The organism is Cryobacterium sp. TmT2-59 (assembly GCF_004403545.1).
Classification (GTDB): domain Bacteria; phylum Actinomycetota; class Actinomycetes; order Actinomycetales; family Microbacteriaceae; genus Cryobacterium; species Cryobacterium shii.
Genome location: NZ_SOGM01000100.1, coordinates 122,578 through 147,476, shown reverse-complemented (window position 1 = coordinate 147,476; position 24,899 = coordinate 122,578). Strand labels below are relative to the sequence as shown.

The following is a 24,899-nucleotide window of genomic DNA, read 5'->3' as shown; positions in this document are numbered from 1 at the left end:
AGTCGGGCGCGCATCAGGATCGTCTCCGAACGCGCGAAATCAGGGGGACGCCGCCGGCGGCGAGCAGGCCGGAGAGCAGCCCGGCCGGGACCGCCGCGCGCACCAGCCCGACGACCGGGTCCGCGGGCGTCGGCCTTGCCACCAGGGGGCCGGTGACGGTGCCCGCGGCGTCCGTGGCGCCCGCGCCAGCCGGGTCGACCGCGGCGTCGGCCATCACCAGTGCGCCCTCGGCCTGGGACGCGGCCGTTCCGTCGCTTGACGGGGTCGGGATGTAGGCGTCCGGGGCGGTCTCCGGCACGGTCGTTGGGACGATCGTGCTGCTGCCCTGCTCGATCACGGTCGCGGCGGCGAGCGCCTGGGCCACCCAGCTCTTGGGGAGCGGGGTGTAGCCGTGCGGCAGCTGCCCGATCTCCGTGCCGGGTATCTGGCCGGCCCCGACCGCGTACCGGATCAGGTTGGCGTAGATCGCCCGCTGAGCGGCATCCGTCTGCAGCGGATTCAGAGCGGCATAGACCGGCATCGTCATCGGGTACGCCGTAGCCGCGGCCTTGGCGCTCGGGTTCGCCGGGTCATATTCGAGCACCTTGGGGTTGGCGCTGGTGGGGACCATCGCCGCGGAGGCCGCGAGCATGGAGTCCGCCGTCGGCGCCACGAAGCTGCCCGCGGAGTTCTGCAGTGACGCCGTCACCGTCTGGTACCGTGCGGCCGCGGCCGCGGTGGTGACGCTCAGCACGCGCTGGTTGCCCACCAGGCTTCGCACGCTCTTGCCGAACTTCGGCGGAACGCTTGTGGGGTTCCAGTCCCCGAGCTCCAGCCCGTCGCCGCGCAGGGTGAGATACGCGCCGTTCTCGAAGTCACTGGTGTAGGGGCGCCAGGTGACGAGGTTCACCGCCGTTGTGCCGGCGCCGACAGCGGCGGCGGGCCGCTCCATCGGATCAGCCTTTGGAAAATTCGTGCGCGGAAGGGCCAGGACCGTCCCCGACGGGTTGATGGTGGCGTCGGTGGATGACCAGGGGTTGACTTTCATCCCCCACTCGTCCGGCGTTCCGTTGAGGAATTCGACGGCAGACGGGTCGGAGAGAACGTACCGCCACAGTTGCTCGGCCTCGTCGGATCGTCCGGAAGGGAGGAGCATGTCTCCCAGGGACGGCCCGGTCAGGTCCTGGTACCTCCATTCCTCGTCGTTGACCGCCAGGAAATCGGGGTCGACCGTGAGGTTGCGCGCGTTCGAGCCCGGGTGTGCGGAGTCGGTGTAGCCGAAGAATTTGAGGGAGTCCGATGTGGTCGGCGCTCCGGAAGGCAGGGAGTCCAGATACGAGTTCGTGAGGAGCTTCGCGATCAGGCGCGGGGTCAGGTTCAGTGACGTGAATGCCTCGGTGTTCCGGTCCTTGTATTCCTGAGGAACTTCGCCCACCGGTTTCACGCGGCGGTCGATGGAGAACGAAACCGCGACGCCGCTGAGGGCTATCGGCGCATAGGCGACCGGATCCGTCCCAGCGGTTTGCAGCGGACGCGAAGTGAGGGCCAGCGGGCTCGGCGCCGTCAGGCTTGCCGCGGCCAACGCCTCTTCCTCGTTGCCGGTGCTGAGCACGAACGAGGAGCCGGAGGCACCGGCGCACAGGTTGGGCTGCCACGACCCGATCGCCGCGGCGACGAGTTCGCTCCCGGAGAGCTGCTTCTCGGCCGAGCCGATGGAGCAGCGTTGGCCGATGGGCTTGAAATCAAGCTTGACGGCCACGCTGTGCTTCCAGGAATCCCACAGCAGCCCGGACTTGGTGATGTAGGACTCCCCCGCGTCGTTTTTTCCGCGCGGGATGACCACGAGCCAGCACGATTTGCCGGCGACGGCGCCGTTCGCGGCCGTCACGGGCATACCGCAGCCGAGGCCCGGAGATTGCATGGCGGTCTGCACCTCGAATTTCACGGAGCCGTCGCCACTGTCGCTCGAGCCCGCCCAAGGCACCTCATTCGTCGTGTACTGGGTGTAGAACTCATTGGTGGCCAGGTCCACGCCTGACACGCCGGCGGGCAGGGGCACCCCGGTCGCGGACGGCGATCCATTGGCGTTCTGCACCAGGCCGGTCAGGGGGTCCACGATGTAATGCGTGAGGACGTTGGCCGAGTCCGCGAACACCGAGGCGATGGACCCGCCCGTTGATGCGCGGTAGGGAATGGCGGTGAAGGCGGGAACCGTGAATCCGTTGGCCGGGGACGTGTACTGCGCGTCCTGCGTGGCCACGTTCTCCTGGCTCACGGCGTTGTCGCGGGTGGACGCGACCTTGCCGGGGAATCCTCCGTATTGACACGTCGTGCGATCCGGACGGCTGGAATCCGTCGGGTCGTCTCCCCAGCACTGCGCAATCTGGAGAAAGTCCTCCCCTCCGGAGCTCCCATCTGGTCGCACGGATTTCTTTCCTCCGCTCCAGTTCACGACGATGCCCTGGGAAACGAGATCCTTGGTCTGGGAGACGGTGACCTTGAGATCAGGGAAGGGCGCGGTTGCCAGATCGGGGTCGAAGCCCCTCGACGCGACCGTGACAGCGGTCGATGCGTCAGCGGATGCCGCGGAGGGGGCGAGGGAGCCTAGCGCGGCGACACCGACGCCCACCATCAGGCCGACCACGACTCCGCTGGCGCCGGCCCGTGCCCAGAGTGCGTTTTTCGGGCCGAACGTGAGCCGCTTCACTTGGTGCCGGCTTTCGCGCCGCGGGGCGTGAACCGGCGGGCGAGCACGGGCGGCAGCACAGCGGCGGCCAGCAGCAGGAGGCCGGCGAGCAGCATGACCGACTGCTGAGTGCCCCAGCCGGTCTCGGCCAGGGTGAACGGTGCGGCAACTGCGGTGCCGGCAACGCCGGTTGCAGCGGTGCCGACCGCTGACACGAGGGCGCCGTTCTCGTCGAACACGGGCGCGGCCGCATCGGCGGGGGCGACGGCTGCTATCGCCGTTCCTCCGGTCGCCGCCGCTGCAGTCTTCGCGGAGGCTGAGCCGGCCGCGCCACCACCCGTGCCGCTGCCCGACACGGCAGTGTCGGCCAACGCCCCGGCCGTGCCGGTGGTGCACTGGTTGGCCCCGACCTTGTCGCAGGCGGCTGGTTGGAGGGCGGTGGTGGCCAGCAGGTTGCTCGACGGAGAGTCGCCGGCATTGAACGTCGGGTTGTGGCACTTGTTGATGTCAACGCCGCTGACATCGGCGCCCGGGACTCGCTTGATCTGGTCGAAGCCGGCCAGCACGAGGTTCATCGGCAACGGGGAGTAGCCCAGGGCTGCGGCCTGCTGCTGTCCCTCGCAGAGCATGTAGTTGGCGAAGGCGCCCAGGGTCAAACCCTTCTTCGCGGTGAAGACGCCGCCGACCTCGGTGGGCACGATCATGTAGGAGTAACTCGAGAGCGGGTAGGTGCGAGGGTCGGCGTTGTTGTAAACGCCGTCCAGAATCTGGGTGAGGTAGGTCGGTCCGGGTGTGGTGTTGATGGCGGCTTTCAGGAGCGCCACAGCCACCGAGTTCGCCGTGGGTTCGACGTAGTAGCCGGCCGCGTTGAGCACCTTGGCGACCGGGAAACCGGAGTTCTTGGCATACGAGTACTCGACGTAGGTGATCGCGCCGTCTCCGTAGTCCTGACTCACGTAGCCGGCGACGCCGGAGGATCCGCTCTGTGCCTTGGCGCTGCCGAAGGTGGGGAACTGTGAAGTCAGGCCGCAGTCAGCGGAGCGCCCGACCTTGGTGCAGAACGTTTTCCAGAGGGCCGGGTGCTGTTTGGACATCCAGAGAGTGAATTGCGCCGTGGAGCCGGAACCGTCCGAGCGCACGACCGGGACGATTCCCTTGTCCGGCATGGCCAGCCCAGGGTTGTCGGTCGCGATGGCCGGGTCGTTCCACTTCGTGATGACCCCGGTGAAGATCTTGGTGATGACCTCGCCGCTGAGCCGTAGGTTGGTGACTCGTTTGCCGCCGATTTTCAGGTTGTACATGAAGGCGGTACCACCGGCCACGATGGGCATATAGGCGTACCCGCGAGCGGGCACCTCTGGGGCCGAACCGTCCTCCGGGGCGGTCTGGAACGGGATCTCGCTGACCGCGAAGTCCACGCTGCCCGCGACGAAGTCCCGGCGCCCCGCTGACGAACCGACACCGGAGTAGTTCACGGTCATCGCGTAGTTCGTGGCTACGTTCTTGCGCCACTGATCGAGAGCGTTCTGAGACCACGTCGAACCGGTGCCGGTGATCGGGTCATAGCTCAGGGCCTGCGCCGGCACCGTTGTGGAGACGCTTAGACCAACAACGAGCAGGGCGAATAGGGTTCGGATGGAACGAATCCGTCGGGTGTGCGGCGTCACGAGGACGTCTCCTTCGTGGTCAGGTCGGTGGGTGAACTGGTCGGGAGGGATTCTGGACGGGGACTCGGATCCCCGGCGGCGAGGTCATTCCGCACGTTCATCCGCTGCAGGTCGCGCCCGGAGGCCAACAGGACGCGCTGTTCGTGGCGTGGGGAAAGCTGGCCGGGACCCTTGCCTCCGACAACCCGGGCAAGGGCGAAGAGCGTGAGTACCAGCAGGATCAAGACGGCGGCCGTGCCGAACCCGCGGGCGATCATGGTGGGCTCGGGCGATTTGACGAAGTCGAAGACCTGCAGCGGGAGGGAGATCATCGGGCCGGCGAACGGGTTCAGGTTGGTCACCGCTGTGACGCCGGAGGTGAGCAGCACTGGACTGGTCTCGCCGATGCCGCGTGCGGTGCCCAGGATCACGGCCGTCGCCAGGCCTGGGCGCGCCGTGGGCAACACGACATGCCAGATCGTGGCCCAGCGGGTGGACCCCAGGGCGTAGGCGGCCTCCCGCAGGTTGCCGGCAACCAGGCGCAACACGATGTCCGAGGCGCGGATGACGATCGGGAGCATCATGACTGTGATGGCCATGGCCGCGGCGAAGCCTGACCTCTGGTGCGTGATCAGCACGATGATCGCCGAGTAGACGAACAGGCCGGCCACGATGGACGGCAGCGCGGTCATCGCATCCGAGATGGTGCGCACGAACCGCGCGAACCGGCCGCCGACCTCGTTCAGGAACAGTGCGGTCGTGATGCCGAGAGGAATGGTGATCGCCAGCGCCATCGAGATCTGCATCAGCGTGCCCAGGATCGCGTGCACGATGCCGCCCATGTCGAGGCCGTCGAGGGGTCCGGCCAGTTCCATGCTCTGGGTGAAGAAGTTGGGATGAGGCAGGGCTTCCTGCCCGCGCACCAAAGTGAACGCCACCACGAAGACCAGGGCGCCGAAGAGCAGCACGCCGGCGCTGGAGAGGAGCACGGACATCAGCCGGTCCTTGACCTCCTGTGCGTCGCTCGTGAAGCTCACGAGCAGGGCGTAGAAGCCCAGGAACGCCAGGTATGCCACGAGCACCCAGCCCACACCGCCGGAAAGCGGACTGACCCAGCCGAAGAGGAGCACCGCGACGGCGACCCCGGCGGCGGCGGCGCCGATAACGTTGAACCGATCGTCGAGCCGGGCGCCCCGCACCCGGCGACGCGGCCCGATCGGGGCGCCCTCCGGAGCCGGGATCGTCGTAGCGGGACGGCCGGACATCGCGTACGACCTGGTCGCGGCGGGCGTGATGGTCGTTGCCTGCGTGATTGTCATCAGTCGCTCTCTGCCCCGGAACGGGACCGCGCGACGATGGACGACGCGGTGAAGTTGATGATCAGGGTGATCAGGAAGAGCACGAGGCCTGCGGCCATGAGTGCCGAGAGGCCGAACGAACTCGACTCGCCGTACCGCAGCGCGATCAGGGCGGAGACGGAGTTGGTGCCGGTTTTGAGCACCTGCCAGTTGATCGTGAAAATGGGCGAGATGATCATGTACACGGCGATGGTTTCGCCGAGTGCGCGGCCGAGGCCGAGCATGGTGCCGCCGATGATGCCGCCGCGACCGAAGGGCAGCACGACGCTACGGATCATCCCCCAGCGGGTCGAGCCGAGCGCGAAGGCGGCCTCGCGCTCGCCGATCGGCGCCTGAGAGAAGGCCTCGCGCATGACCGACGTCTGGGTCGGAACCACCATCAAGCCGACCACGATGCCGGCGATGAAGGCCGAGGAGGTGAACGCGCTAGCCTCCGTGAGCGCGTGCCCACTGGCATCCGCGACCCGGAACAGCGGGATCCAACCGAAATACAGGGAGATCCAGGTTGCGACCGGGATCACGTTGGCCTGCAGGAAGAAGACACCCCAGAGGCCGAAGACGACGCTGGGCACGGCGGCCATCAGGTCGACCAGGGTGACCAGGGTGCTCTTCATAAGCCCTTGGGCGATCTCGGAGATTAGGAGCGCCGTTCCGAGCGCCAGCGGGACGGCAACGCACATGGCGATCACGGCGATCGTGATTGTGCCGAAGAGAACGGAAGCAATACCGAACTTCTTGGACTCAGGAGACCAGTCCTGTTCGAAGAGGAAGTTCACTCCGGCCACGCCGAGAGCGTCGGAGGCCCGGATCGACAGGAAGACGCCCACGGCCAGCATGATCGCCACGGTGATGCCGCCGGCGCTGAACGCCACCGAACGGAAGAGCGAGTCGGAACGGGAGGGACGTGAGACCAGGAGCCGGCGCGGTGAGGAGTCCGGGCTGGCCGGGTCCAGAACGGGCGCACCGGTATCGGGCGGCTCGTTCAGCGCGGCGACGAGGCTCGCAAGAGTCATTTTTGTCCTAGGGGAACTGGCTCGGGAAGGGCGGAAGTGCGCGGGAGTCACGCTTCCGAATCACATGCTTGGGACCCCAGGTGAACACTGGGCCAACGTTTGCGAATCGAGATGTGGACGCGACGTGTCGGTTTGGCCGTGGCGGCTGTTCGGGGGTCAGGTGGCAGCAGGTGCCGGGCTCGGTGCAGGCGTCGGCGGCGGTGTCGGCGCCACAACCGAGCCCCGCGTCACGTCCACGGCGGAGAAGACCGAAGCCGAGCCGCCCGTGCCGAGGAGCTCATTCAGCCGGAAGCGGCCCGAGATCAGCCCCGCCGCCCCATCGTCCCCCACGCTCAGTCCACCTGGGCCGCATACGCGTTTGCCCGGCCGGCCACGGCGTCGACATATGACTCCAGGTGGTTGTACGAAAAGATTGCGGACTGCCAGGTCCCGGCGGCCGACAGATCGCCGGAGTAGCAAAGGTAGAGCCCCGTGGCCAGGGCCGCATCGTCGACCTGCTGGGGGTCGTTGATGCCATCGCCGTTGCCGTCGGCGCCCCACCGCTGCCAGGTGCTGGGAATGAACTGCAGCGGGCCGACGGCCCTGTCCCACTGGGCGTTCCCGTCCCACCGGCCGCCATCGGTATCGGCGAACGCGTCCAGGGCGGTGCCGTCCAGAAGCGGACCGTAGATGCCTGGCCGCACCACTCCGTCCGCGTCGACGGATGACCCGGCGTGGGTGCCGTGGCCGGACTCGACGGCACCGAGGGCAGCGAGGGTGGTCCAGCCCAGGTGGCAGGAGGGCTGCCGACTCGCCATCGCGAGCGAGGCGCCCGCGTAACCCAGCAACGCGCGGTAGCCGATGCCGGTGGCCTCTGACGTGGCCTGCGCCCACGGCACCGAGACGAGTGACGCATCATCCGTTGACACGGACGCGACGACGGATGCTGCAGTGGCGCTCCCGGCCAGGGGTGGCTGGGTGGGGGCGGCGGGAGCCACGGTGTCCCCGGCGGCAGCCTCGAGGCGCAGAGAGGGAGCTGCACGGGCCGGCACCGGCGCGTGGCCGTGCGCCAGCCACCCGAACACCAGCCAACCGGCCAGCGCCAGGAAGGCGACGAAGAGCCACCAGCCTCCCAGCCCCCGCATCACCACGACGCGCTCGTCCCGGCGTCCGCCGCGCGGCCTCTCCCCCGGGTCAACCGCACGCCCGGGTCGGCGCTGGGCCGAGGGTCTTCGGTGACTATCGCCGCCGGGAACGCCCCCAGTGCCCCGTTGCACGCCTCGCGGCTCGACGAGGCGGCACCGTACCAGCGTCCGCTGGTCATCACGGGAACATCGCCGACGGTCACGAACCAGCCGTGAGTGCCTGAGGACGGCCCCGTCACACACGTCACGACCATGTCCTCGACGACGGCCTGCAGGGCAAGCACATGGGTGCGTGCCGCCGTGAACGATCCGTAGACGGAAGAACTGCGACCGAGTTCGCGGTTGTTCGGAGCGAGCAGGCGCCAGATGCCGGATTCCCCCGCCAGCGCAGCGCTGGCGGCAGCCCCAGCCGCGCGTGGCAGGCGGGGCTGCATGGTCGCCTCGCGCGCGTCGGCGAGTTCGGCACCGGCCCGGAGGTGCTCCCGCAGGGCGACCCAGCCCTGTAAGCGCGGGTCGCTGAATGAGCGGAACGCCGAAAAGACGAAGATCGGGCTCGCTGACACGCTTACCCCCACCCCCCGAACCATCCATGACCGGGACGCACCGTCGGTGTGACGATCTTCCTCAGCGAGAACGTTCGTGGCCACGGGTGGCCGAGACCTTGCGCCCGGGTGAAGGAGACGTGTACGCGGGGTGACCGGGCGGGTCGGGCTAGCGGCGGAATGCCTTCCGGGCCAACCAGTTTCCGAAGAACTGCACCAGCTGCACGAACACGATGATCAGCAGCACGGCCGCCCACGTGACGACCGGGTTGAACTGGCGGTAACCGTAGAGCAGCGCGAAGTTTCCAAGCCCGCCCCCGCCGACGTAACCGGCCACGGCCGACATGTCCACCAGCGCGACGAAGATGAAGGTATAGCCGAGGATGAGCGGGCCGAGCGCCTCGGGCAGCAGCACGGTGAAGATGATCCGGGCCGGACCGGCGCCCACGCTGCGCGCCGCCTCGATCACGCCGGGCGTCACGGTGAGCAGGTTCTGTTCGACGATGCGCCCCATAGCGAAGGATGCCGCGAGCGAGATGGTGAAGATGATCGCGGCGTTGCCGATGCCGGTGCCCACGACGACCCGGGCGAGCGGCTGGGCGGCGGCGAGGAAGATGATGAACGGGATCGGCCGCACGATGTTCACCAGCAGGTTGAGCACCACGAACACCGGACGGTTGGCGAGGATGCTGCCGGCCCGGGTGAGGTACAAGCCCAGCCCGACGAGGAGGCCACCGATCCCGCCGAAGAAGAGGGTCAGGCCGACGATGTAGAGGGTCTCCCCCGCGGCGATCCAGAGTTCGGGCAGCAGGGTCATCAGGCTGTCCATCTCAGCGCACCTCCGTCACGGTCGTGTGCGTTCGGACTCGGTCGAGGGCGGCGTCGATGGCCGCGTCGCCCGTGGCATCCTGCGCCCCCGGCGCGGCCAGGGCGAGCGTCAGGTGGCCGAACGAGCGGCCCTGGATCTCGTTGATGCCGCCGTAGACGACTTCGAAGGTGACGCCGGCGGCGGCGAACTCGCCGAAGACGCGGGCCTGGTCGACGCTGCTGTCCCGGAACGCGAGCGTGACGAGGCGCCCGGTGTGCCGGCCGCGCAGCACGGCGAGCTCGGCCGGAGACGGCAGTCCCTTGACGACGGTCGACACGAACCGGGCGGATGCCGGCTGCTGCGGGTTCGAGAACACGTCGAACACGTCGCCGCGTTCGATCACCCGGCCCTGGTCCATCACGGCGACCTTGGTCGCGATGGTCTGGATGACGTCCATCTCGTGGGTGATCACGATGATGGTGACCCCGAATTCCTTGTTGACCCGAGCGAGCAGGTCGAGCACCTCATGGGTGGTCTCCGGGTCGAGCGCGCTGGTGGCCTCGTCGGCGAGCAGGATGCCCGGCTGGCTGGCCAGGGCCCGGGCGATGCCCACGCGCTGTTTCTGGCCGCCGGAGAGCTGGTCGGGGTAGGCGCGGGCCTTGTCGCTGAGCCCGACGAAGTCGAGCATCTCGGCGACCCTGGCCCGGCGCGCCGGCTTGGTCTGCCCGGCCACCTCCAACGGGTAGCCGACGTTGCCCGCGACGGTGCGCGAGCCGAGCAGGTTGAACTGTTGGAAGATCATGCCGATCCCCAGCCGCACCGGGCGCAGCTCCCGTTCGGGCAGGCGGGCGATGTCCTGCCCGTTGATGAGGATCTCGCCCGAGGTGGACCGTTCGAGGGCGTTCACGAGCCGGACCAGGGTGCTCTTGCCTGCCCCGGAGTAACCGATGATGCCGTAGACGTCGCCGGCGTCGATCGTGAGGCTGACCTTGTCGATGGCGACGACATCCGTGCCGCCCTTGGCCGTGGCCGGGTACACCTTGCTCACGTCACGCAATTCGACAACGGGGCTGGGGGCAGGCATGGAACGTCCTTACTGACTGACTGACTGGCATGGTGCGGGGTGCCGGGCCGCGACTGCGACTGTGTCCGTTCCGGTCGAGCGCGACCGTTGGAACGGGCACACTCGACCGGAACGGGCACACACGAACGGACCCGGGGCGGGACGGGTGGGGCTACTTCTTTGCCCTGGTGTCCTTCTCGACCTTGGCGAGCGCGGTTTCGAGATCGGCGACGGGGGTGGTGACGAGTTCGGCCGAGCCGCCGGAGACCTCGAGCACGCCGTCCTGCACGGCCTTCGTGGTCTGGTAGATGTCGACCAGCTTCTTGAAGGTGGCGTTGTCCTTGTCCTCGGCCCGGGCGGCGAAGATGTTCACGTACGGCAGCGCGTTGGGGTCGCTGGGGTCGTCCTGGGCGAGGGCGTCTTCGACCTTGAGGCCGGCCTTTTCGACGAAGTCGTTGTTGATGATCGCCCCGGCGACGTCGGGCAGCGAGGTGGCGGTGAGCGACGCCTCGAGTGCGGTCACGGTGACCTTGGACTTGTCCTTGTCGATGTCGGCGAGGGTGGAGTAGATGGTCCCGCCGTCTTTCAGCGTGATCAGCTTCGCCGACTGCAGCACGAGCAGGGCGCGGGCCAGGTTGCTGACGTCGTTCGGCACCGCGATGGTGTCGCCCTTCTTGATCTCGCTGACCTTGCCGTACCGGGTCGAGTAGAGGGCGAGGGGGTAGATCGCGGTGGCGCCGACCGGCACCAGGTCTGCCTTGCTCGCGACGTTGTACTCGGCGAGGTAGACGATGTGCTGGAACTGGTTGAGGTCCAGTTCGCCCGCGGAGAGGGCCGGATTCGGCTGCCCGAACTCGGCGAAGTCGACGATGTCAACCGTGATGCCGGCATCCGCTGCGGCCTTTTCGTAGACGGCCCAGTACGGGTCGCTGGCGCCGACGACGCCGATCTTGACGGTCTTGTCTGACTCGGTGGATCCCGCGGCGCAACCGGCCAGCAGTGCGATCAGTGGTACGACCGCGAGCGCGGCGAGAAGTCTCTTCTTCACGATGTGTTTCCCCTTTGGCTGTGGGTGCCGGCGCAATGCTCGGGCACAGAGGAACCACGCCAGACGAGAAGGGTGGGAGTCTGTGCCGCTGCAGCGCCAGGCACACCCCTAGGTTATCGGCGGATGCTGCGCCTCGTGCGCCCGTACGTCACACGAGGTCACAGCATCTGCGACCCTAGCCCTCGATCAGCTCGGACAGTTCGATCCAGCGGGTTTCGAAACCGGCGATGGCGGACTCGAGCCCCTGCAGTTCGGTGCTCAGCGCGCCCAGACCGTCGTAGTCGGACTGGTCGTGCACGGCCAGGCTCTCGTGCAGGGCGATGATCCGGGCGTTCTGCTTGGCGACCTTGCGGTCGATCGACGCGAGCTCCTTCTGGGCGTTGCGCAGATCGGCGCCGCCGATGGCGAGCTTGCGTGATGCCTTGCCGCCCGACGTGTTCGACTCGTTCGCCGCGGCCGGCTTGTCGTTCCCGTTGATCTGGTTCTTGCGCATCTCGAGGTACTGGTCCACGCCGCCGGGAAGGTGACGGAAGGCGCCTTCGGTGACCGCGTACTGGTTGTCGGTCACGCGCTCGATCAGGTACCGGTCGTGCGAGACGACCAGCAGTGTGCCGGGGAAGGAGTCGAGCAGGTCCTCCATGGCCGCGAGCATGTCGGTGTCCAGGTCGTTGGTGGGCTCGTCGAGGATCAGCACGTTCGGCTCGTCGAGCACGATCAGCAAAAGCTGCAGGCGCCGCTTCTGCCCGCCGGAGAGGTCCTTGACCTGGGTGGTCAGCTGCGCGCTCATGAAGCCCATCCGCTCGAGCATCTGGCCGGGGGTGATTTCCTTGCCGCCGGCGATGTACGACGTCTTCTGGCGGCCGATGACCTCGCTGACGCGGTCGTTCTGGATGCCGTCCAGTTCGAACAGCTGCTGGGTGAGCACGGCGACCTTGATGGTCTTGCCGCGCTTGACGTGCCCGCTGGTGGGCTGAAGCGATCCGGCGACCAGGTTCAGCAGGGTGCTCTTGCCGGCTCCGTTGACGCCCATGATGCCGGTACGCTCTCCGGGCGCGATCCGCCAGGTGATGTCGTTCAGCACGGTCTTGTCGCCGAACTTCACCGAGATGTCGATCAGGTCGACGACATCCTTGCCGAGGCGCTGCATGGCCATCGACTGCATCGAGACGGTGTCGCGGGGCGGCGGCTCGTTCTCGATCAGCACGTTGGCGGCGTCGATGCGGAACTTGGGCTTGGCGGTGCGGGCCGGTGCTCCGCGGCGCAGCCAGGCCAGTTCCTTCTTCATCAGGTTCTGGCGCTTGGCTTCAACCACGGAGCTCATCCGGTCCCGCTCGACGCGCTGCAGGATGTACGCGGCGTAGCCGCCCTCGAAGGGCTCGATCAGGCGGTCGTGCACCTCCCAGGTCATGTTGCAGACCTCGTCCAGGAACCACCGGTCGTGAGTGACGACCACGAGGCCGCCGGAGTTGGGGGCCCAGCGGGTCTTGAGGTGGCCGGCCAGCCAGGAGATGCCCTCCACGTCGAGGTGGTTGGTGGGCTCGTCGAGGAAGATGACGTCGTGGTCGCCGATCAGCACGGCGGCGAGGGCCACCCGGCGGCGCTGGCCACCGGAGAGGTCGTCGACGAGGGCGTCCCAGGGGATGTCCCGCACGAGACCCCCGATGACGTCGCGCACCTTGGCGTCGCCGGCCCAGATGTGCTCGTCGATGCCGCCGACGATGGTGTGGCCGACGGTCTGGCCCGAGGCCAGGTCGTCGGACTGGTCGAGCATGCCGATCGTGACTCCGCGGCGGCGGGTGACGCGGCCCTCGTCGGGCTCCATCCGCCCGGCCAGCAGGCGCATGAGGGTGGACTTGCCGTCGCCGTTGCGGCCGACGACGCCGATGCGGTCGCCTTCGTTCAAGCCGGCGGTGACGCTGTCGAAGATGACGCGGGTGGGAAATTCAAGGTGCAGGGACTCGGCCCCGAGCAAATGTGCCATAGGGTCCTAGTTTACCCGCCCCGCCTGAGAGCCCCGCGCGCCTTCTGTTCGGGGCTAGTCGTGGATGACCCGGGCACCGTGCACCGGGCCGGTGGCCCGCACCACGCGCAGCCGGGAGGCGCTGAGCGCGACCTGCAGTTCGAGGGCGTTGTCGGCATCGGCGACCAGGAACGCGACGGTCGGACCGGAGCCGGAGAGGATGCCGGCGAGCGCCCCGTTCTCTTCGCCGAGTTCGAGCACCTTGCCGAGGCCGGGGGCCAGGTGCAGCGCGGGCGCCTGGAGGTCGTTGTGCAGGGCCTCCGCCAGCATCCGCGGGTCGCCGGCGCGCAGCGCCTGCAGCACGTTCGCATCCACGGTGGGCTGGATCTGGGCCGGGAAGATGTCCTGGGCGTGACGCTCGCGGTGGCGGTCCAGTTCGTTGTAGACAGCCGGCGTGGACAGGCCGAAGTCCGCCAGGGCGAACACCCAATGGAACTGTCCCTTTGCGAGGGCCGGGCTGAGCTGGTCGCCGCGGCCGGTGCCGATCGCGGTGCCGCCGGTGAACGCGAACGGGACGTCGGCGCCCAGGGTCGCGGCGATGGCGAGCAGGTCGTCGCGGGTGGCTTCGGTTCCCCAGAGGGTGTCGCAGGCCAGGAGAGTCGCCGCGGCATCCGCGGACCCGCCGCCCATTCCGCCGGCGATGGGCACGTTCTTCTCGATCTCCAGGCGCACGCCGCCGCGGAAGCCGGACTTGCGGGCCAGCGCCTGAGCGGCCCGGATGGCCAGGTTGCTGCCGTCGACGGCCAGTCCGGAGGTGTCGATGGAGCCGCCGAACGTGACCGAGAAATCGTCGGCCGGGTAGGCGCGCACATCCTCGCTCAGCGACACCGCCTGATAGGCCGTCGCGACCTCGTGGTATCCGTCTTCAAGCACGGCGCCGACTTTGAGGAAGACGTTGATCTTGCCCGGTGCCCTCGCGTGCACCACTGGGGAAGCGGCCGCGTTGGTCATGTGACTAACCTAGCCCAGCCCCACCGGCTCTACTGCCCCGCGGGTCAGTGGTCCCAGGCGCGGGCGATGGCGAGGAAGTCGTCCACGGTGAGCTGCTCGCCGCGTTCGGTCGGGTCGATCCCGGCCTTCGTCAGGATCTCGCTGGCGGTGGCGGAGTCGCCGAGAACGGAGGACAGCGACTGGCGCAGCATCTTGCGACGCTGCTGGAAGGCGCCGTCGACGAGGGCGAACGTGTTCAACCGCAACTCCTCCGACGCGAGCGGTTCGGCCCGGCGCTCGAACGCGATCAGGATCGAGTCCACGTTCGGCACCGGCCAGAACACCTGCCGGCTCACCTTGCCGGCGGTGCGGAACTGGCCGTACCAGGCGGCCTTGACGCTCGGGCTGCCGTAGACCTTGGAGCCGGGCGGCGCGGCGAGGCGCTCGCCGACCTCGGCCTGCACCATCACCACGCCGGCGCGGATCGACTCGAAGTGTTCGAGCAGGTGCAGCAGCACGGGCACCGACACGTTGTACGGCAGGTTGGCCACGAGGCGGGACGGTTCGCCCGGGATCTCGGTGATCTTCAGCGCATCGGCACGGATGACGGTGAGCGGCGCGCCCGGGTGCATGAGTTCGACCGTGATCGGAAGCTGTTCGGCGAGCCGGTCGTCGATCTCGACGGCCACGACGCGAGCACCGGTCTCGAGCAGGCCGAGGGTGAGGGAGCCGAGGCCCGGCCCGACCTCGACCACGGTGTCGGCGGGGGTGATCGTGGCGACCTTGACGATGCGGCGCACCGTGTTGCCGTCGATGACGAAGTTCTGGCCGAGCTTTTTGGTGGGGTTGACGCCCAGCATCTCGGCCAGATCGCGGATCTCGGCGGGACCGAGCAGCGAGCGGCCGGCGGGTGCGGCGGGCGTCGCGGTCGACAGCTCGGTCGATGGCTCGTTCGACAGCTCGGTCGATGGATCCTCGGCGCTCGGTGCGTCGTCGCCGGCGGTCTCGTCGACCGGAGCCACGTGCCGGCCGCGGGCAGGTTCGCCCTCGGAGATCGAGCCGGCCTCCGCGACCGGTCCGGGCATGGGCTCCGCTGCGTCTCCCGGGTCGTAGCCGTGGCGCGGCGGGGTCATGCAAGCCCGCCAGTCGGGCGCGTCCTGGTGTTCGGCAGGCTGTCGGGGGCGGTCACCGGTTCGGCATCCCACCGCCCGTAGACCAGTTCGGTGTTCGAGGAGATCTGGGCGGCGAGCATGGTGACGTCCGTTTCAAGGTGATCGGCCATGGCACGCAACGTGTTCGGCAGCAGGTAGGGCGCGTTCGGGCGACCGCGGAAGGGCGCCGGGGTGAGGAAGGGGGCATCCGTTTCGACCAGAAGCAGGGCGCGCGGCACGGCCGCGAGGGCTTCGCGCAGGTTCCCGGCGTTCTTGAAGGTCACGGTGCCGGCGAAGGAGAGGTACCAGCCGTGGTCGGCGCAGACACGGGCCATATCGACGTCACCGGAGAAACAGTGGAACACCGTGCGTTCGGGGGCTCCCACCCTCAGCAGGGTCTCGATCACGGCCTCGTGGGCGTCGCGGTCGTGGATCTGCAGGGCCAGGCCGTTCCGCTTGGCGATCTCGATGTGCGCTTCGAACGAGCGCAACTGGCTGGCATGGCCCTCGGGCCCGGTGCGGAAGAAGTCCAGCCCTGTCTCCCCCACAGCGACCACGCGGGGCCGGGTCGCCAGCTCGGCGATCTCCGCGATCGCGTCGTCGAGGATTCCGGCCGCCTCGTACACCGGGGCCTCGTTGGGGTGGATGGCGACGGCAGCGAGCATGCGCGGCTCCCGCGCCGCCATCTCGGCCGACCAGCGCGAGGTTTCCAGGTCGCCGCCGACCTGGATGACGCCGCGCACGCCGACGCTCGACGCCCGGTCGAGCTGCTCGGCCACACTCAGGGCCTGCTCGCCGTCGGCGATCTCCAGATGGGTGTGGTTGTCGTACACCGGCACCACCAGGGGTACCGGCAGCGGCGGGTAGCTCAGGTCGCGGCCGGCCCCCGGGTCCCGCTGACGAACGTGACCGGGCTCGTCAGCCAACGGTGGCCTCGATCCGTGGGAAGAGCGCTTCCAGCGGGGACACCTTCGGGCCGCCGGTCCACAGCCAGGCCTGGTCGATGCGCTGGTCGGTGACCAGGCCGGTGCCGCCAAGCGCGGTCCAGAGCTTCGCGGTGGCCTGGGGCACGACCGGCGAGAGCAGCACGGCCAGGGTGCCCAGTCCGCGCACGGCGGTGTGGAGCACTGCCTCCAGCCGTTCCCGGTTGGCCGGGTCCTTGGCGAGAGCCCACGGTTCCTGGCTGGTGATGTACCCGTTCAGTTCGTCGACGAGCTCCCAGACGGCGGCGAGGGCCTCGTGAATGGCGAGGTGGCTGATGGCCAGCGTGGCGGCATCCGTCACCCTCTTCTCGGTGCCGCGGATGAGTTCGTCAGCCTCCTCGAACGTGCCGGCGGCGGGGATCACACCGTCGCAGTAGCGCACGACCATGGCGATCACGCGGGAGGCGAGGTTGCCGAAGCCGTTGGCGAGTTCGGACTGGTACCGGGCCGAGAGGTCCTCCCAGGAGAAGGAACCGTCCTGGCCGAAGCTGATGGCGCGCATGAAGTAGTAGCGGAACGCATCCGAGCCGAACGTGTCGGTGATCTGGCTCGGCGCGATGCCGGTCAGCTTCGACTTGCTCATCTTCTCGCCGCCCACCAGCAGCCAGCCGTGGCCGAAGACCCGGCGGGGCACCTCGATGCCGGCGGCCATCAGCATGGCGGGCCAGATCACGGCGTGGAAGCGCAGGATGTCCTTGCCGACCACGTGGGTCGCGGGCCAGAGCCGGCTGAACTTCTCGTCGTCGTGGCCATAGCCGGCGGCGGTGATGTAGTTCAGGAGCGCGTCGAACCAGACGTAGACGACGTGACTGTCGTCCCACGGAACCTTGATGCCCCAGTCGAAGCTGGAGCGGGAGATCGACAGATCGGACAGGCCCTGCTTGACGAAGGAGATGACCTCGTTGCGCGCCGATTCGGGCTGCACGAAGTTCGGGTTCTCCTCGTAGAGCGCGAGGAGCTTGTCGGCGAAGGTGCTCATCCGGAAGAAATAGTTCTTCTCGTGCAGCAGTTCGCACGGGATGGAGTGGATGGCGCAGACCTGCTGGCCAGCGTACTCCCCGACGCCGTCGATGAGGTCGCTCGGCTGCTTGTACTCCTCACAGCCGACGCAGTAGAAGCCCTCATACTCGCCGGTGTAGATGTGGCCGGCGTCGTAGAGGTGCTGCAGGAACTTCTGCGCGTTCACCTCGTGGCGCTCGTCGGTGGTGCGGATGAAGTCGTCGTTTCGAATGTCGACCGTCTTCAGCAGGGGCTTCCAGGCGGTCTCGACCAGTCGGTCGGCCCACTCCTTCGGCGTGACGCCGTTGGCGGTCGCGGTGCGCAGGATCTTCTGCCCGTGCTCGTCCGTTCCGGTGAGCAGCCAGGCGTCCTCCCCCGACTGGCGGTGCCAGCGCGCGAGCACGTCGGCGGCCACTTCGGTATAGGCGTGCCCGATGTGGGGGACATCATTCACGTAGAAAATGGGCGTGGTGATGTAAAAAGATGAGCCGTCGGACATGGTCACATTCTATTGGGAGCAGCGGATGAAGCTGGCCCCGTTACTCGGCGGGGCTGTTTCTGCGGCCCACGGCCCGGTGGCCCGGCCCGTGCCGCGCGCGACGGCCGGCATCCGTCCTGAGCACGATCATTCCCTCGGCCTCGCCCCGCTCGCGTTCACGGCAGGCATCCTGCGCCTCGTCCAGCGGGTAGATCGAGACGACGGGAACCACGATCCGGTAGCTGGCAACCAGATCGGCCACGGTCGCCACGGTGATCCAGTTGATCCAGGGTTCGCTCGACATCGCCGCGTCGACGACCGGGTCGAGTTCGGCGTCGATCCCATGGGGGGCGACCTGTGCGACACGACCCCCGCGAAGTCGGTGCCCTGCCCGGCGGGGAACCGAGGCGTGGGGTTCAGTCCGGTCGCTTCGACCCTGACCAGGACCTGCCCGGCTTCCGGTACCGGCAGGGGCTCCTCGATGATTTCGAGGAGCGCGAGTCTCCCGTAGTTGGGGAATTTCACGGCCCGGTTCATTGCACACCTTCCGGGGGCTGCCTCTGACGTCGCCTGGTGCCGACACTGGCGCCCCGAACGTCGAGTATCCCTCACTTATCTCCGGATGCTCTGTCAGCTTCGGCGAACTATGTGCCGGGGCGACTCGTCGGTGCAGCGGTTCAGGAGAGCGGAAGTGACTGGAAGTCGTCCTGGGCCGGCGTGCTCTTGCCCGTTTTCTGCTGCAGGGCGGCCTCGTACAGGTCGCGCTTTCCGAGCCCGGACGCGGCGGACACGTCCGCGGCGGCATCCTTGAGGCGAGTGCCGGCCGCGACCAGCGCCAGCACCTCGGCCACACCGGTCTCGAGGTTGAGCACGCGCGCCTCGGCTCCGGCCACGACGATGCAGATCTCGCCCTTGACCCCGGCGGCGGCCCACTCGGCCAGCTCGGCCGCGGTCCCCCGCTTCACTTCCTCGTAGAACTTCGTCAGCTCGCGGCAGACCACGACCCGGCGTTCGGCCCCGAGGACCGCGGCGAGGTCGGTCAGGGATGCCGCCAGGCGGTTGGGGGATTCGAAGAACACCATCGTTCGCCGTTCCGCGGCCACCTCGCGCAGGGCGGAGACGCGGTCGCCGTGCTTGCGGGGCAGGAAGCCTTCGAAGGTGAACCGGTCGGTCGGCAGCCCTGACACGGCGAGCGCCGCCAGCACGGCGGACGGCCCGGGCAGCACCGACACGACGACGCCGGCGGCGACGGCGGCATCCACCAGGTGGAACCCGGGGTCGGAGACGGTGGGCATCCCCGCGTCGCTGAGGACGAGGATGTCGGTGTCGCGCGCCAGTTCCACGAGTTCGGCCGCCTTGCCGCGTTCGTTGTGGTCGTGCAGGCTGATCAGCCGGGGGCGGTTCTCGACGCCGAGCGCCTTGAGCAGGTGCACCGTGACCCGGGTGTCCTCGGCGGCGATGATCGACATCGTCGTCAGGGCCTCAACCAAACGCGCCGACGCGTCGCCCAGGTTTCCGATCGGGGTGGCAGCGAGGATGATCATGCTCCCAGTCTCGCAGCCCCGGCTCACTACGATGGTCAGGTGTTCCTCACTAACCGCGCGTTCCGCTGGGCCGGCCCCCTCGCGGTGACCGTCCTGGCCGCGGTTCTGCGCCTGTGGAACCTCGGCAGCCCGCACTCGCTGGTCTTCGATGAGACCTTCTACGTCAAGGATGCCTGGACACTTTTCAACCACGGCTACGAATCGACCTGGCCCGACCAGGCGGATACCCTCTTCGCGGCCGGCCAGACCCACATCTTCCTCACCGCCCCGTCGTTCGTGGTGCATCCCCCGCTCGGAAAGTGGCTGATCGCGCTGGGGATGGCGGCCTTCGGGCCCGACAGCAGCTGGGGCTGGCGCATCATGACCGCCCTGATCGGCGTGCTGGCGGTCGTGCTGCTGATGCTGATCGCGAAGAGGCTCCTCGGGTCGACCCTGCTGGCCGTGATCGCCGGGTTCCTGTTCGCCATCGACGGCAACGCCATCGTCATGTCCCGGGTGGCCCTGCTCGACAACTACGTGATGTTCTTCGCCCTGCTCGGTTTCGGTGCCGTGCTGCTCGACCGGGACTGGCACGCCGGGCGGCTGGCCGCCCGGGTGGCGCGAGAGCGGGACGCCGGGCGCGACCCCGGCTGGGGCCCGGCCCTCTGGTGGCGGCCCTGGCTGCTCGCCGCGGGGCTGGCGTTCGGCCTCACCAGCAGCGTCAAGTGGTCGGGCTTCTACTTCCTGGCCGCATTCGGCGTCTACCTCGTGGTGGTGGACGCCCTCGCCCGGCGGCGGGCCGGAATCCCGTTCTGGTGGAGCGCCGCGCTGCTGAAGCAGGCACCCGCCACTTTTCTGCTGACCGTCCCGATCGCCGTGGCCACCTACCTCGTCGCCTGGACCGGCTGGTTCGTGACCGCCGGCGGGTACTACCGCGACTGGGCGTCCTCCCCCGGGGCCGCGTGGACGGGCGCCCTCGCCTGGGTGCCGGGCACGGTGCAGAGCTTCTGGCACTACCAGGTGGCCGCGTACACCTACCATGTGGGCCTCAGCACGCCGCATCCGTACCAGGCCAACCCGCTGACCTGGCTGTTCATGATCCGGCCGACCAGCATGTACTACCGCGGCTCCTCGCTGGGCGAGAACGGCTGCGGCACCGGAACCTGCTCCGAAGCGATAACGGGGATCGCCAACCCGCTGATCTGGTGGGCGGCAACGGCCGCGATCTTCTACCTCGTCTACCGTCTGGCCCGGTACCGGGAATGGCGCGTCGGCCTGATCCTGATGGGCCTGGTCGCCGGCTACCTGCCCTGGCTGATGTATCTGAACCGCACGGTGTTCCAGTTCTACACGATCACGTTCGAGCCGTACCTGCTGCTCGGCCTCACCTTCGTGATCGGCGTCATCCTCCGCCTGGCCCCGACGGACGCCGCCCCTGCTGCCGCCTCCGGGGACGTGACGGATGCCGCGGTGACGGATGCCTCGTTGACGGATGCCGCCCCGCCAGGTGCAGCGGCGCCGGATGCCGCGCCAGCCCAGGCCCGCTGGCTCGTGCTGGCATTCCTGATCGCCGCCACCGTCGTCAGCGCCTTCTTCTACCCGCTCTGGACCGGCACCCAGACGTCTCTGCAGTACTGGCAGCTGCACATCTGGCTTCCCGGCTGGCGCTGATTCCCGACCAGATTCGGTGAAACCGCAGCTCCTTCATATGCCGCCGATGGCATATAGCGACTGGGAAACAGGTGTGAAAACACCCCCCGCAAGGGGATTGCGCCCATAGGATACAAATATCTGTTTCGCGAGTATTTGCTCCATCACCGGCTGAGAAGTCCAGACACCAACCAAAGGCCTCATGTCGGAAGCTGCAGCTGCACCCACGGTGCGCATTGTCAAGACTCGCCCGGGTGGCGATTCGAAAAACCCCACTACCGAGTATTCATCGCTGCTGCACACCGTGCGCAATCTTGGCCTGCTGAAGCGGGCCACCGGTTTCTACTGGTTTGTTTTTTCGATGTTGATCCTGGCCACCGCCGGGGCCGCAACCGGTTTCGTCCTGCTCGGCGACAGCTGGTACCAGCTCATCATCGCCGGCGTTCTCGGCATCATCCTGACCCAGTTCGCGTTCCTCGCCCACGAGGCCTCGCACCGGCAGGTGTTCCAGTCCGGCAAGGCCAACGATGCCGCCGGCCGCATCCTCGCGAACCTGTTCGTCGGCATCAGCTACGCCTGGTGGATGAACAAGCACAGCCGTCACCACGCCAACCCGAACGTCATCGGCAAGGACCCGGACGTCGAACCGGACTTCATCGTCTTCCGTGAAGAAGACGCCGCCAAGGTGAGCTGGGTCGGCTCCTTCGTCACCCGCAAGCAGGGCTACCTGTTCTTCCCGCTGCTGATGGCCGAGGGCTTCAACCTGCACGTGCAGGGCTTCAAGACGGTCTTCGGCCGCAAGAAGGTCGACAAGCGCTGGCTCGAGATCACCATGCTCACCACGCGCATCCTGCTGTACGTCGCCGTGATCTTCTACTTCCTGCCGCTGGGCATGGCGTTCGCCTTCATCGGAGTGCAGCTGGCCGTCTTCGGCGTGTACATGGGAGCGTCCTTCGCCCCCAACCACAAGGGCATGCCGCAGCTCCCACACGAGAGCAAGGTCGACTTCCTGCGTCGCCAGGTGCTGACCTCCCGCAACATCCGCGGCGGAACCTTCATGGACACGTTCATGGGCGGCCTCAACTACCAGGTGGAGCACCACCTGTTCCCGAACATGGCCCGGCCGCACCTGCGCAAGGCCCAGGAAATCACCAAGGAATACTGCCAGTCGCACAATATCCTCTACACGGAGACCTCGCTCTTCGAGTCGTACGGCATCGTGATCGCCTACCTGAACAAGGTCGGCCTCGGCGCCCGTGACCCGTTCGACTGCCCGATGGTCGCGCGGTTCCACCACCGCTAGACCTGCCGCGGAGCCCGAGCACAGAGACCGCCGCGAAGCCCCGCCGAACCGTGAGCAAAGCCCCTTTTCCCGCCCGGGAGAGGGGCTTTTCTCACGGTTCGGCGCCGAGCGCACGGGCCGCCGCCCGTAAACTTGGCGCAATGTGGCTGCCGGGAGTGCTCGTCGCGGCCTCCACCGCCGTACTCGCCGGCACCGTCCACGCGCTGGTCCCGTCGCTGCCGCTCCTCACGGTCGCGGTCGTCCTCGGCATCGTCGCCGGCAACGTCCCAGTCGCCCGCCCGGCCCTGACCGGGGTCCTCGCCCCGGGCCTGTCCCTGGCCGCGAGCCGCTTCATGCGCCTGGGCATCGTGCTGCTCGGCCTCAAGCTCAGCCTCGTGGACATTGCGAGCCTCGGCTGGGTGACCATCCTCAGCACCGTGGCCATCGTGCTGCTCACATTCCTGGGCACCCTCTGGCTCGGCCGCCGGATCGGCCTGACCGGGCATCAGCCGCTCCTGATCGCGACCGGCTTCTCCGTCTGCGGCGCCTCCGCCATCGGTGCGGTGGGCGGGGTCGTCAGGGCGAAGGATGAGGAGACCGCCATCCCGATCGCGCTGGTGACCCTCTGCGGCACGCTCGCCATTGCCGTGCTGCCGCTGCTGTGGCATCCGCTGGGCCTGACCGACCTGCAATTCGGGCACTGGGTCGGCGCCGGCGTGCACGACGTCGGGCAGGTGGTCGCCACCGCCCAGGTCGCCGGGACGGCCGCGCTGGGCGTGGCCGTGGTCGTGAAACTCACCCGGGTGCTCATGCTCGCCCCGCTCGTCGCGGTGGTCGGCCTGCGGGAGCGCCGCCTCGACGCACTCCGGCAGCAGGGCGCCCCGGCGACGGATGCCCCGACCCGCCGCACCCCGATCATGCCCCTGTTCGTGGCCGGGTTCCTGGTTGCGGTGCTCGTGCGCACGGTCGCGCCGCTGCCCGATGCCGTGCTCGTCGCCGCGGACACCGTTCAGACGTATCTGCTCGCCGCCGCGCTCTTCGGGCTTGGAGCAGCCGTGAACCTGCGCTCGCTCGCCCGCACGGGCGGCCGCGCCCTGACCGTCGGCCTACTCTCCTGGACCCTGATCGCGGCGCTCGCGCTGGCGGCGGTGCAGCTCTCCTGACGGGGACGCAGCCGCCCTTCCCGTGGCGCACCTGTCCTGACCGGGGCGCATCCGTCCTGCCCGAGACTCACCTGCCCGCACCTTCGCCCCAACGAATTCGACGGAGATTCTGCCCAAATCGCCCCAAAACAGGCCGGAAACGTGTTTTTAGAGCCGAATCTCCGTCGAATTGGGTCGACGCCGGACACCGCGGGTCCGTTCAGGCGCGGCTCCGCTCAGGCGCGGGCGAGCCAGCCGCCGGGGCCCGCGTTCGGCGTGCGGTTGAGGGCGAAGCGCGACGGGGCGGGGGCGGCGCCCGTGACCAGGTCGGCGAGGATCCGGCCGACCGACGGCGTGAACTTGAAGCCGTGTCCGCTGAAGCCAGCGCCGACGATCACTGGGCCCACCCGGTCGAGCACGAAGTCCTCGTCGACCGTGGTCGTGTACGTGCAGGTCACCGGCTCCAGCACGTCGGCGTCGGCGCCGGGCAGCCACTCGCGCACGTACCGCTGCAGGGCGGCGAGCTGCACCGGCTCCGGGCGGAAGCTGCGCGCATCCGGGTCGGTCCCCGGGCCCACGCCGTGCCAGCCGGCCTTGACCCCCTGCCCCGGGGTGTACATGCCGTAGACCGGTGAGTACCACCACGCGTAGCGCGGGTCCGACCGGGCGGGCGCATGGTTGAAGCCGGGCCACTCGGTCCCTGCCCGGTGCAGCGCGGCCGGCGTGGTGTCGCGCAGGGCGAAGTGCGCCGGCTGCTCCTGCGTCACCGTGAGGCGGGGCGTCGCAAGCACGCCCGCGAGCAGGCCGCTGGTCCAGGCCCCGACCGTGACGACCACGCGCCGGGCCGTGATGCTGCCGTTCTCGTGGGTCACGCGAACCCGGTCGTCGCCCTGAACGTCCAGACGCAGCACCCGGACGCCGTGCCTGACCGAAGCCCCGGCGGCGACGGCCGCGGCCTGCAGTGCGGTCACCGCGGCATCCGCGTTCAATCGACCGGCGTCCGGATTGTGCAGCACCCGCCCATCGAAGCGGATGCCCGGCCAGCGTTCGGCCGCGGCCTCCGGCACCAGGAACTCGGCCCCCAGCCCCGCGCCGGTCAGCGCCTCCGCCACCCGGTCGAACGCCGGGTTCGCGCCGTGGTTGACGACTCCGACCTGGGCCAGCAGCGCACTGCCCGTCTCCTCTTCCAGCTCCCGCCAGAGCGGCAACGCCTCGGCGAGCATGCCGACATAGGTCGGGTCAGCATAGGCGGTGTTGAAGTTGCGGGAGGCGCCGTGCGAGGCCCCGTTGAGGTGCCCCGGCTCGAAGCGTTCCAGCAGGGTGACCGGGCGCCCCCGCCGGACCAGCTGCCACGCCGTCGCCGACCCCATCGCCCCGCCGCCGATGACGACGGTCTCCACGTTCTCGTCCATGCCCCCATCCTGCCCGACGCGGACGGGATGGTGGGCGGCGACCGAGCCGCGTCGGTGCAGAT

Annotated in this window: 20 protein-coding genes; 3 read left to right on the top strand and 17 right to left on the bottom strand. The window is 68.6% G+C overall.

Going from position 1 to position 24,899, the window contains the following annotated elements; genetic code table 11:
* Positions 1-13: 13 nt before the first annotated feature.
* From E3T24_RS16200 to rsmI, 16 genes are all read right to left on the bottom strand, one after another.
* On the bottom strand, positions 14-2,686 hold the full coding sequence (locus tag E3T24_RS16200; protein WP_134402589.1) for a hypothetical protein: 2,673 nt from the start codon (positions 2,684-2,686) through the stop codon (positions 14-16).
* Positions 2,683-4,332 (bottom strand): phosphate ABC transporter substrate-binding protein PstS, encoded by a 1,650-nt coding sequence (pstS, locus tag E3T24_RS16195; RefSeq protein WP_241978723.1) that lies wholly within the window; start codon positions 4,330-4,332, stop codon positions 2,683-2,685. The genes E3T24_RS16200 and pstS overlap by 4 nt, the downstream gene beginning before the upstream one ends.
* Positions 4,329-5,630 (bottom strand): phosphate ABC transporter permease PstA, encoded by a 1,302-nt coding sequence (pstA, locus tag E3T24_RS16190; RefSeq protein ID WP_241975849.1) that lies wholly within the window; start codon positions 5,628-5,630, stop codon positions 4,329-4,331. Before pstA ends, pstS begins: the two co-directional genes overlap by 4 nt.
* A complete protein-coding gene (gene pstC, locus E3T24_RS16185; protein ID WP_134367755.1) occupies positions 5,630-6,682 on the bottom strand; it encodes a phosphate ABC transporter permease subunit PstC in 1,053 nt (350 codons plus the stop codon). Before pstC ends, pstA begins: the two co-directional genes overlap by 1 nt.
* 332 nt (positions 6,683-7,014) lie before the next feature.
* Positions 7,015-7,806, bottom strand: coding sequence for a lytic murein transglycosylase (locus E3T24_RS16180; RefSeq protein WP_134402590.1), 792 nt, complete (start codon positions 7,804-7,806; stop codon positions 7,015-7,017).
* A complete protein-coding gene (locus E3T24_RS16175) occupies positions 7,806-8,369 on the bottom strand; it encodes a hypothetical protein (protein ID WP_134402591.1) in 564 nt (187 codons plus the stop codon). Before E3T24_RS16175 ends, E3T24_RS16180 begins: the two co-directional genes overlap by 1 nt.
* 148 nt (positions 8,370-8,517) lie before the next feature.
* Positions 8,518-9,177 (bottom strand): ABC transporter permease subunit, encoded by a 660-nt coding sequence (locus tag E3T24_RS16170; protein WP_134367749.1) that lies wholly within the window; start codon positions 9,175-9,177, stop codon positions 8,518-8,520.
* Position 9,178: 1 nt separating this feature from the next.
* Positions 9,179-10,240, bottom strand: coding sequence for a methionine ABC transporter ATP-binding protein (locus E3T24_RS16165; protein ID WP_134367747.1), 1,062 nt, complete (start codon positions 10,238-10,240; stop codon positions 9,179-9,181).
* A gap of 151 nt (positions 10,241-10,391) precedes the next feature.
* On the bottom strand, positions 10,392-11,267 hold the full coding sequence (locus tag E3T24_RS16160) for a MetQ/NlpA family ABC transporter substrate-binding protein (RefSeq protein ID WP_134402592.1): 876 nt from the start codon (positions 11,265-11,267) through the stop codon (positions 10,392-10,394).
* A gap of 175 nt (positions 11,268-11,442) precedes the next feature.
* The gene (locus E3T24_RS16155; RefSeq protein ID WP_134367743.1) at positions 11,443-13,248 is read right to left on the bottom strand and encodes an ABC-F family ATP-binding cassette domain-containing protein; all 1,806 of its coding nucleotides are present in this window, start codon (positions 13,246-13,248) and stop codon (positions 11,443-11,445) included.
* A gap of 54 nt (positions 13,249-13,302) precedes the next feature.
* Entirely contained in the window at positions 13,303-14,238 is a 936-nt protein-coding gene (locus tag E3T24_RS16150) for a 4-(cytidine 5'-diphospho)-2-C-methyl-D-erythritol kinase (protein WP_134367741.1), read from the bottom strand.
* Positions 14,239-14,282: 44 nt separating this feature from the next.
* Positions 14,283-15,077, bottom strand: a complete 795-nt coding sequence (gene rsmA, locus E3T24_RS16145) for a 16S rRNA (adenine(1518)-N(6)/adenine(1519)-N(6))-dimethyltransferase RsmA (RefSeq protein ID WP_241975858.1) — start codon at positions 15,075-15,077, stop codon at positions 14,283-14,285.
* Positions 15,078-15,346: 269 nt separating this feature from the next.
* The gene (locus E3T24_RS16140; protein ID WP_134367739.1) at positions 15,347-16,294 is read right to left on the bottom strand and encodes a TatD family hydrolase; all 948 of its coding nucleotides are present in this window, start codon (positions 16,292-16,294) and stop codon (positions 15,347-15,349) included.
* Positions 16,287-17,849: a methionine--tRNA ligase gene (gene metG / locus E3T24_RS16135; RefSeq protein WP_134367737.1), complete on the bottom strand. Its 1,563-nt coding sequence runs from the start codon at positions 17,847-17,849 to the stop codon at positions 16,287-16,289. Before metG ends, E3T24_RS16140 begins: the two co-directional genes overlap by 8 nt.
* Before the next feature lie 40 nt (positions 17,850-17,889).
* Positions 17,890-18,132 carry a zinc-binding dehydrogenase gene (locus E3T24_RS16130; protein ID WP_134434866.1) on the bottom strand — a complete coding sequence of 81 codons (243 nt, stop codon included), beginning with the start codon at positions 18,130-18,132 and terminating at the stop codon, positions 17,890-17,892.
* 373 nt (positions 18,133-18,505) lie between these two features.
* Entirely contained in the window at positions 18,506-19,372 is an 867-nt protein-coding gene (rsmI, locus tag E3T24_RS16125) for a 16S rRNA (cytidine(1402)-2'-O)-methyltransferase (protein ID WP_134367734.1), read from the bottom strand.
* Positions 19,373-19,411: 39 nt separating this feature from the next.
* Here rsmI and E3T24_RS16120 point away from each other — a divergent pair, with 39 nt between their 5' ends.
* The 3 genes from E3T24_RS16120 (at position 19,412) to E3T24_RS16110 (ending at position 23,446) form a co-directional block, all read left to right on the top strand.
* Positions 19,412-21,022, top strand: coding sequence for a phospholipid carrier-dependent glycosyltransferase (locus E3T24_RS16120; protein WP_134434865.1), 1,611 nt, complete (start codon positions 19,412-19,414; stop codon positions 21,020-21,022).
* A gap of 181 nt (positions 21,023-21,203) precedes the next feature.
* Complete coding sequence (locus E3T24_RS16115; protein ID WP_134434864.1) at positions 21,204-22,304, top strand: acyl-CoA desaturase; 1,101 nt, start codon at positions 21,204-21,206, stop codon at positions 22,302-22,304.
* A 140-nt stretch (positions 22,305-22,444) separates the two neighbouring features.
* Positions 22,445-23,446, top strand: a complete 1,002-nt coding sequence (locus E3T24_RS16110; RefSeq protein ID WP_134404193.1) for a putative sulfate exporter family transporter — start codon at positions 22,445-22,447, stop codon at positions 23,444-23,446.
* Between the two features lie 215 nt (positions 23,447-23,661).
* Here the strand turns inward: E3T24_RS16110 and E3T24_RS16105 are convergent, their stop codons facing one another.
* Positions 23,662-24,837, bottom strand: coding sequence for an FAD-dependent oxidoreductase (locus E3T24_RS16105; RefSeq protein WP_134404195.1), 1,176 nt, complete (start codon positions 24,835-24,837; stop codon positions 23,662-23,664).
* Positions 24,838-24,899 lie beyond the last annotated feature (62 nt).

Bases quoted from the DNA above. Each gene is read 5' to 3' on its own strand.
- E3T24_RS16170 (WP_134367749.1), bottom strand. From the start codon at position 9,177: ATGGACAGCCTGATGACCCTGCTGCCCGAACTCTGGATCGCCGCGGGG.
- E3T24_RS16165 (WP_134367747.1), bottom strand. From the start codon at position 10,240: ATGCCTGCCCCCAGCCCCGTTGTCGAATTGCGTGACGTGAGCAAGGTG.
- rsmI (WP_134367734.1), bottom strand. From the start codon at position 19,372: ATGATCATCCTCGCTGCCACCCCGATCGGAAACCTGGGCGACGCGTCG.
- E3T24_RS16110 (WP_134404193.1), top strand. From the start codon at position 22,445: ATGTGGCTGCCGGGAGTGCTCGTCGCGGCCTCCACCGCCGTACTCGCC.
- metG (WP_134367737.1), bottom strand. From the start codon at position 17,849: ATGTCCGACGGCTCATCTTTTTACATCACCACGCCCATTTTCTACGTG.
- E3T24_RS16105 (WP_134404195.1), bottom strand. From the start codon at position 24,837: ATGGACGAGAACGTGGAGACCGTCGTCATCGGCGGCGGGGCGATGGGG.
- E3T24_RS16115 (WP_134434864.1), top strand. From the start codon at position 21,204: ATGTCGGAAGCTGCAGCTGCACCCACGGTGCGCATTGTCAAGACTCGC.
- E3T24_RS16130 (WP_134434866.1), bottom strand. From the start codon at position 18,132: ATGTCGAGCGAACCCTGGATCAACTGGATCACCGTGGCGACCGTGGCC.
- pstA (WP_241975849.1), bottom strand. From the start codon at position 5,630: ATGACAATCACGCAGGCAACGACCATCACGCCCGCCGCGACCAGGTCG.
- E3T24_RS16150 (WP_134367741.1), bottom strand. From the start codon at position 14,238: ATGACCAACGCGGCCGCTTCCCCAGTGGTGCACGCGAGGGCACCGGGC.
- rsmA (WP_241975858.1), bottom strand. From the start codon at position 15,077: ATGCTGGGCGTCAACCCCACCAAAAAGCTCGGCCAGAACTTCGTCATC.
- E3T24_RS16155 (WP_134367743.1), bottom strand. From the start codon at position 13,248: ATGGCACATTTGCTCGGGGCCGAGTCCCTGCACCTTGAATTTCCCACC.
- pstC (WP_134367755.1), bottom strand. From the start codon at position 6,682: ATGACTCTTGCGAGCCTCGTCGCCGCGCTGAACGAGCCGCCCGATACC.
- E3T24_RS16180 (WP_134402590.1), bottom strand. From the start codon at position 7,806: ATGCGGGGGCTGGGAGGCTGGTGGCTCTTCGTCGCCTTCCTGGCGCTG.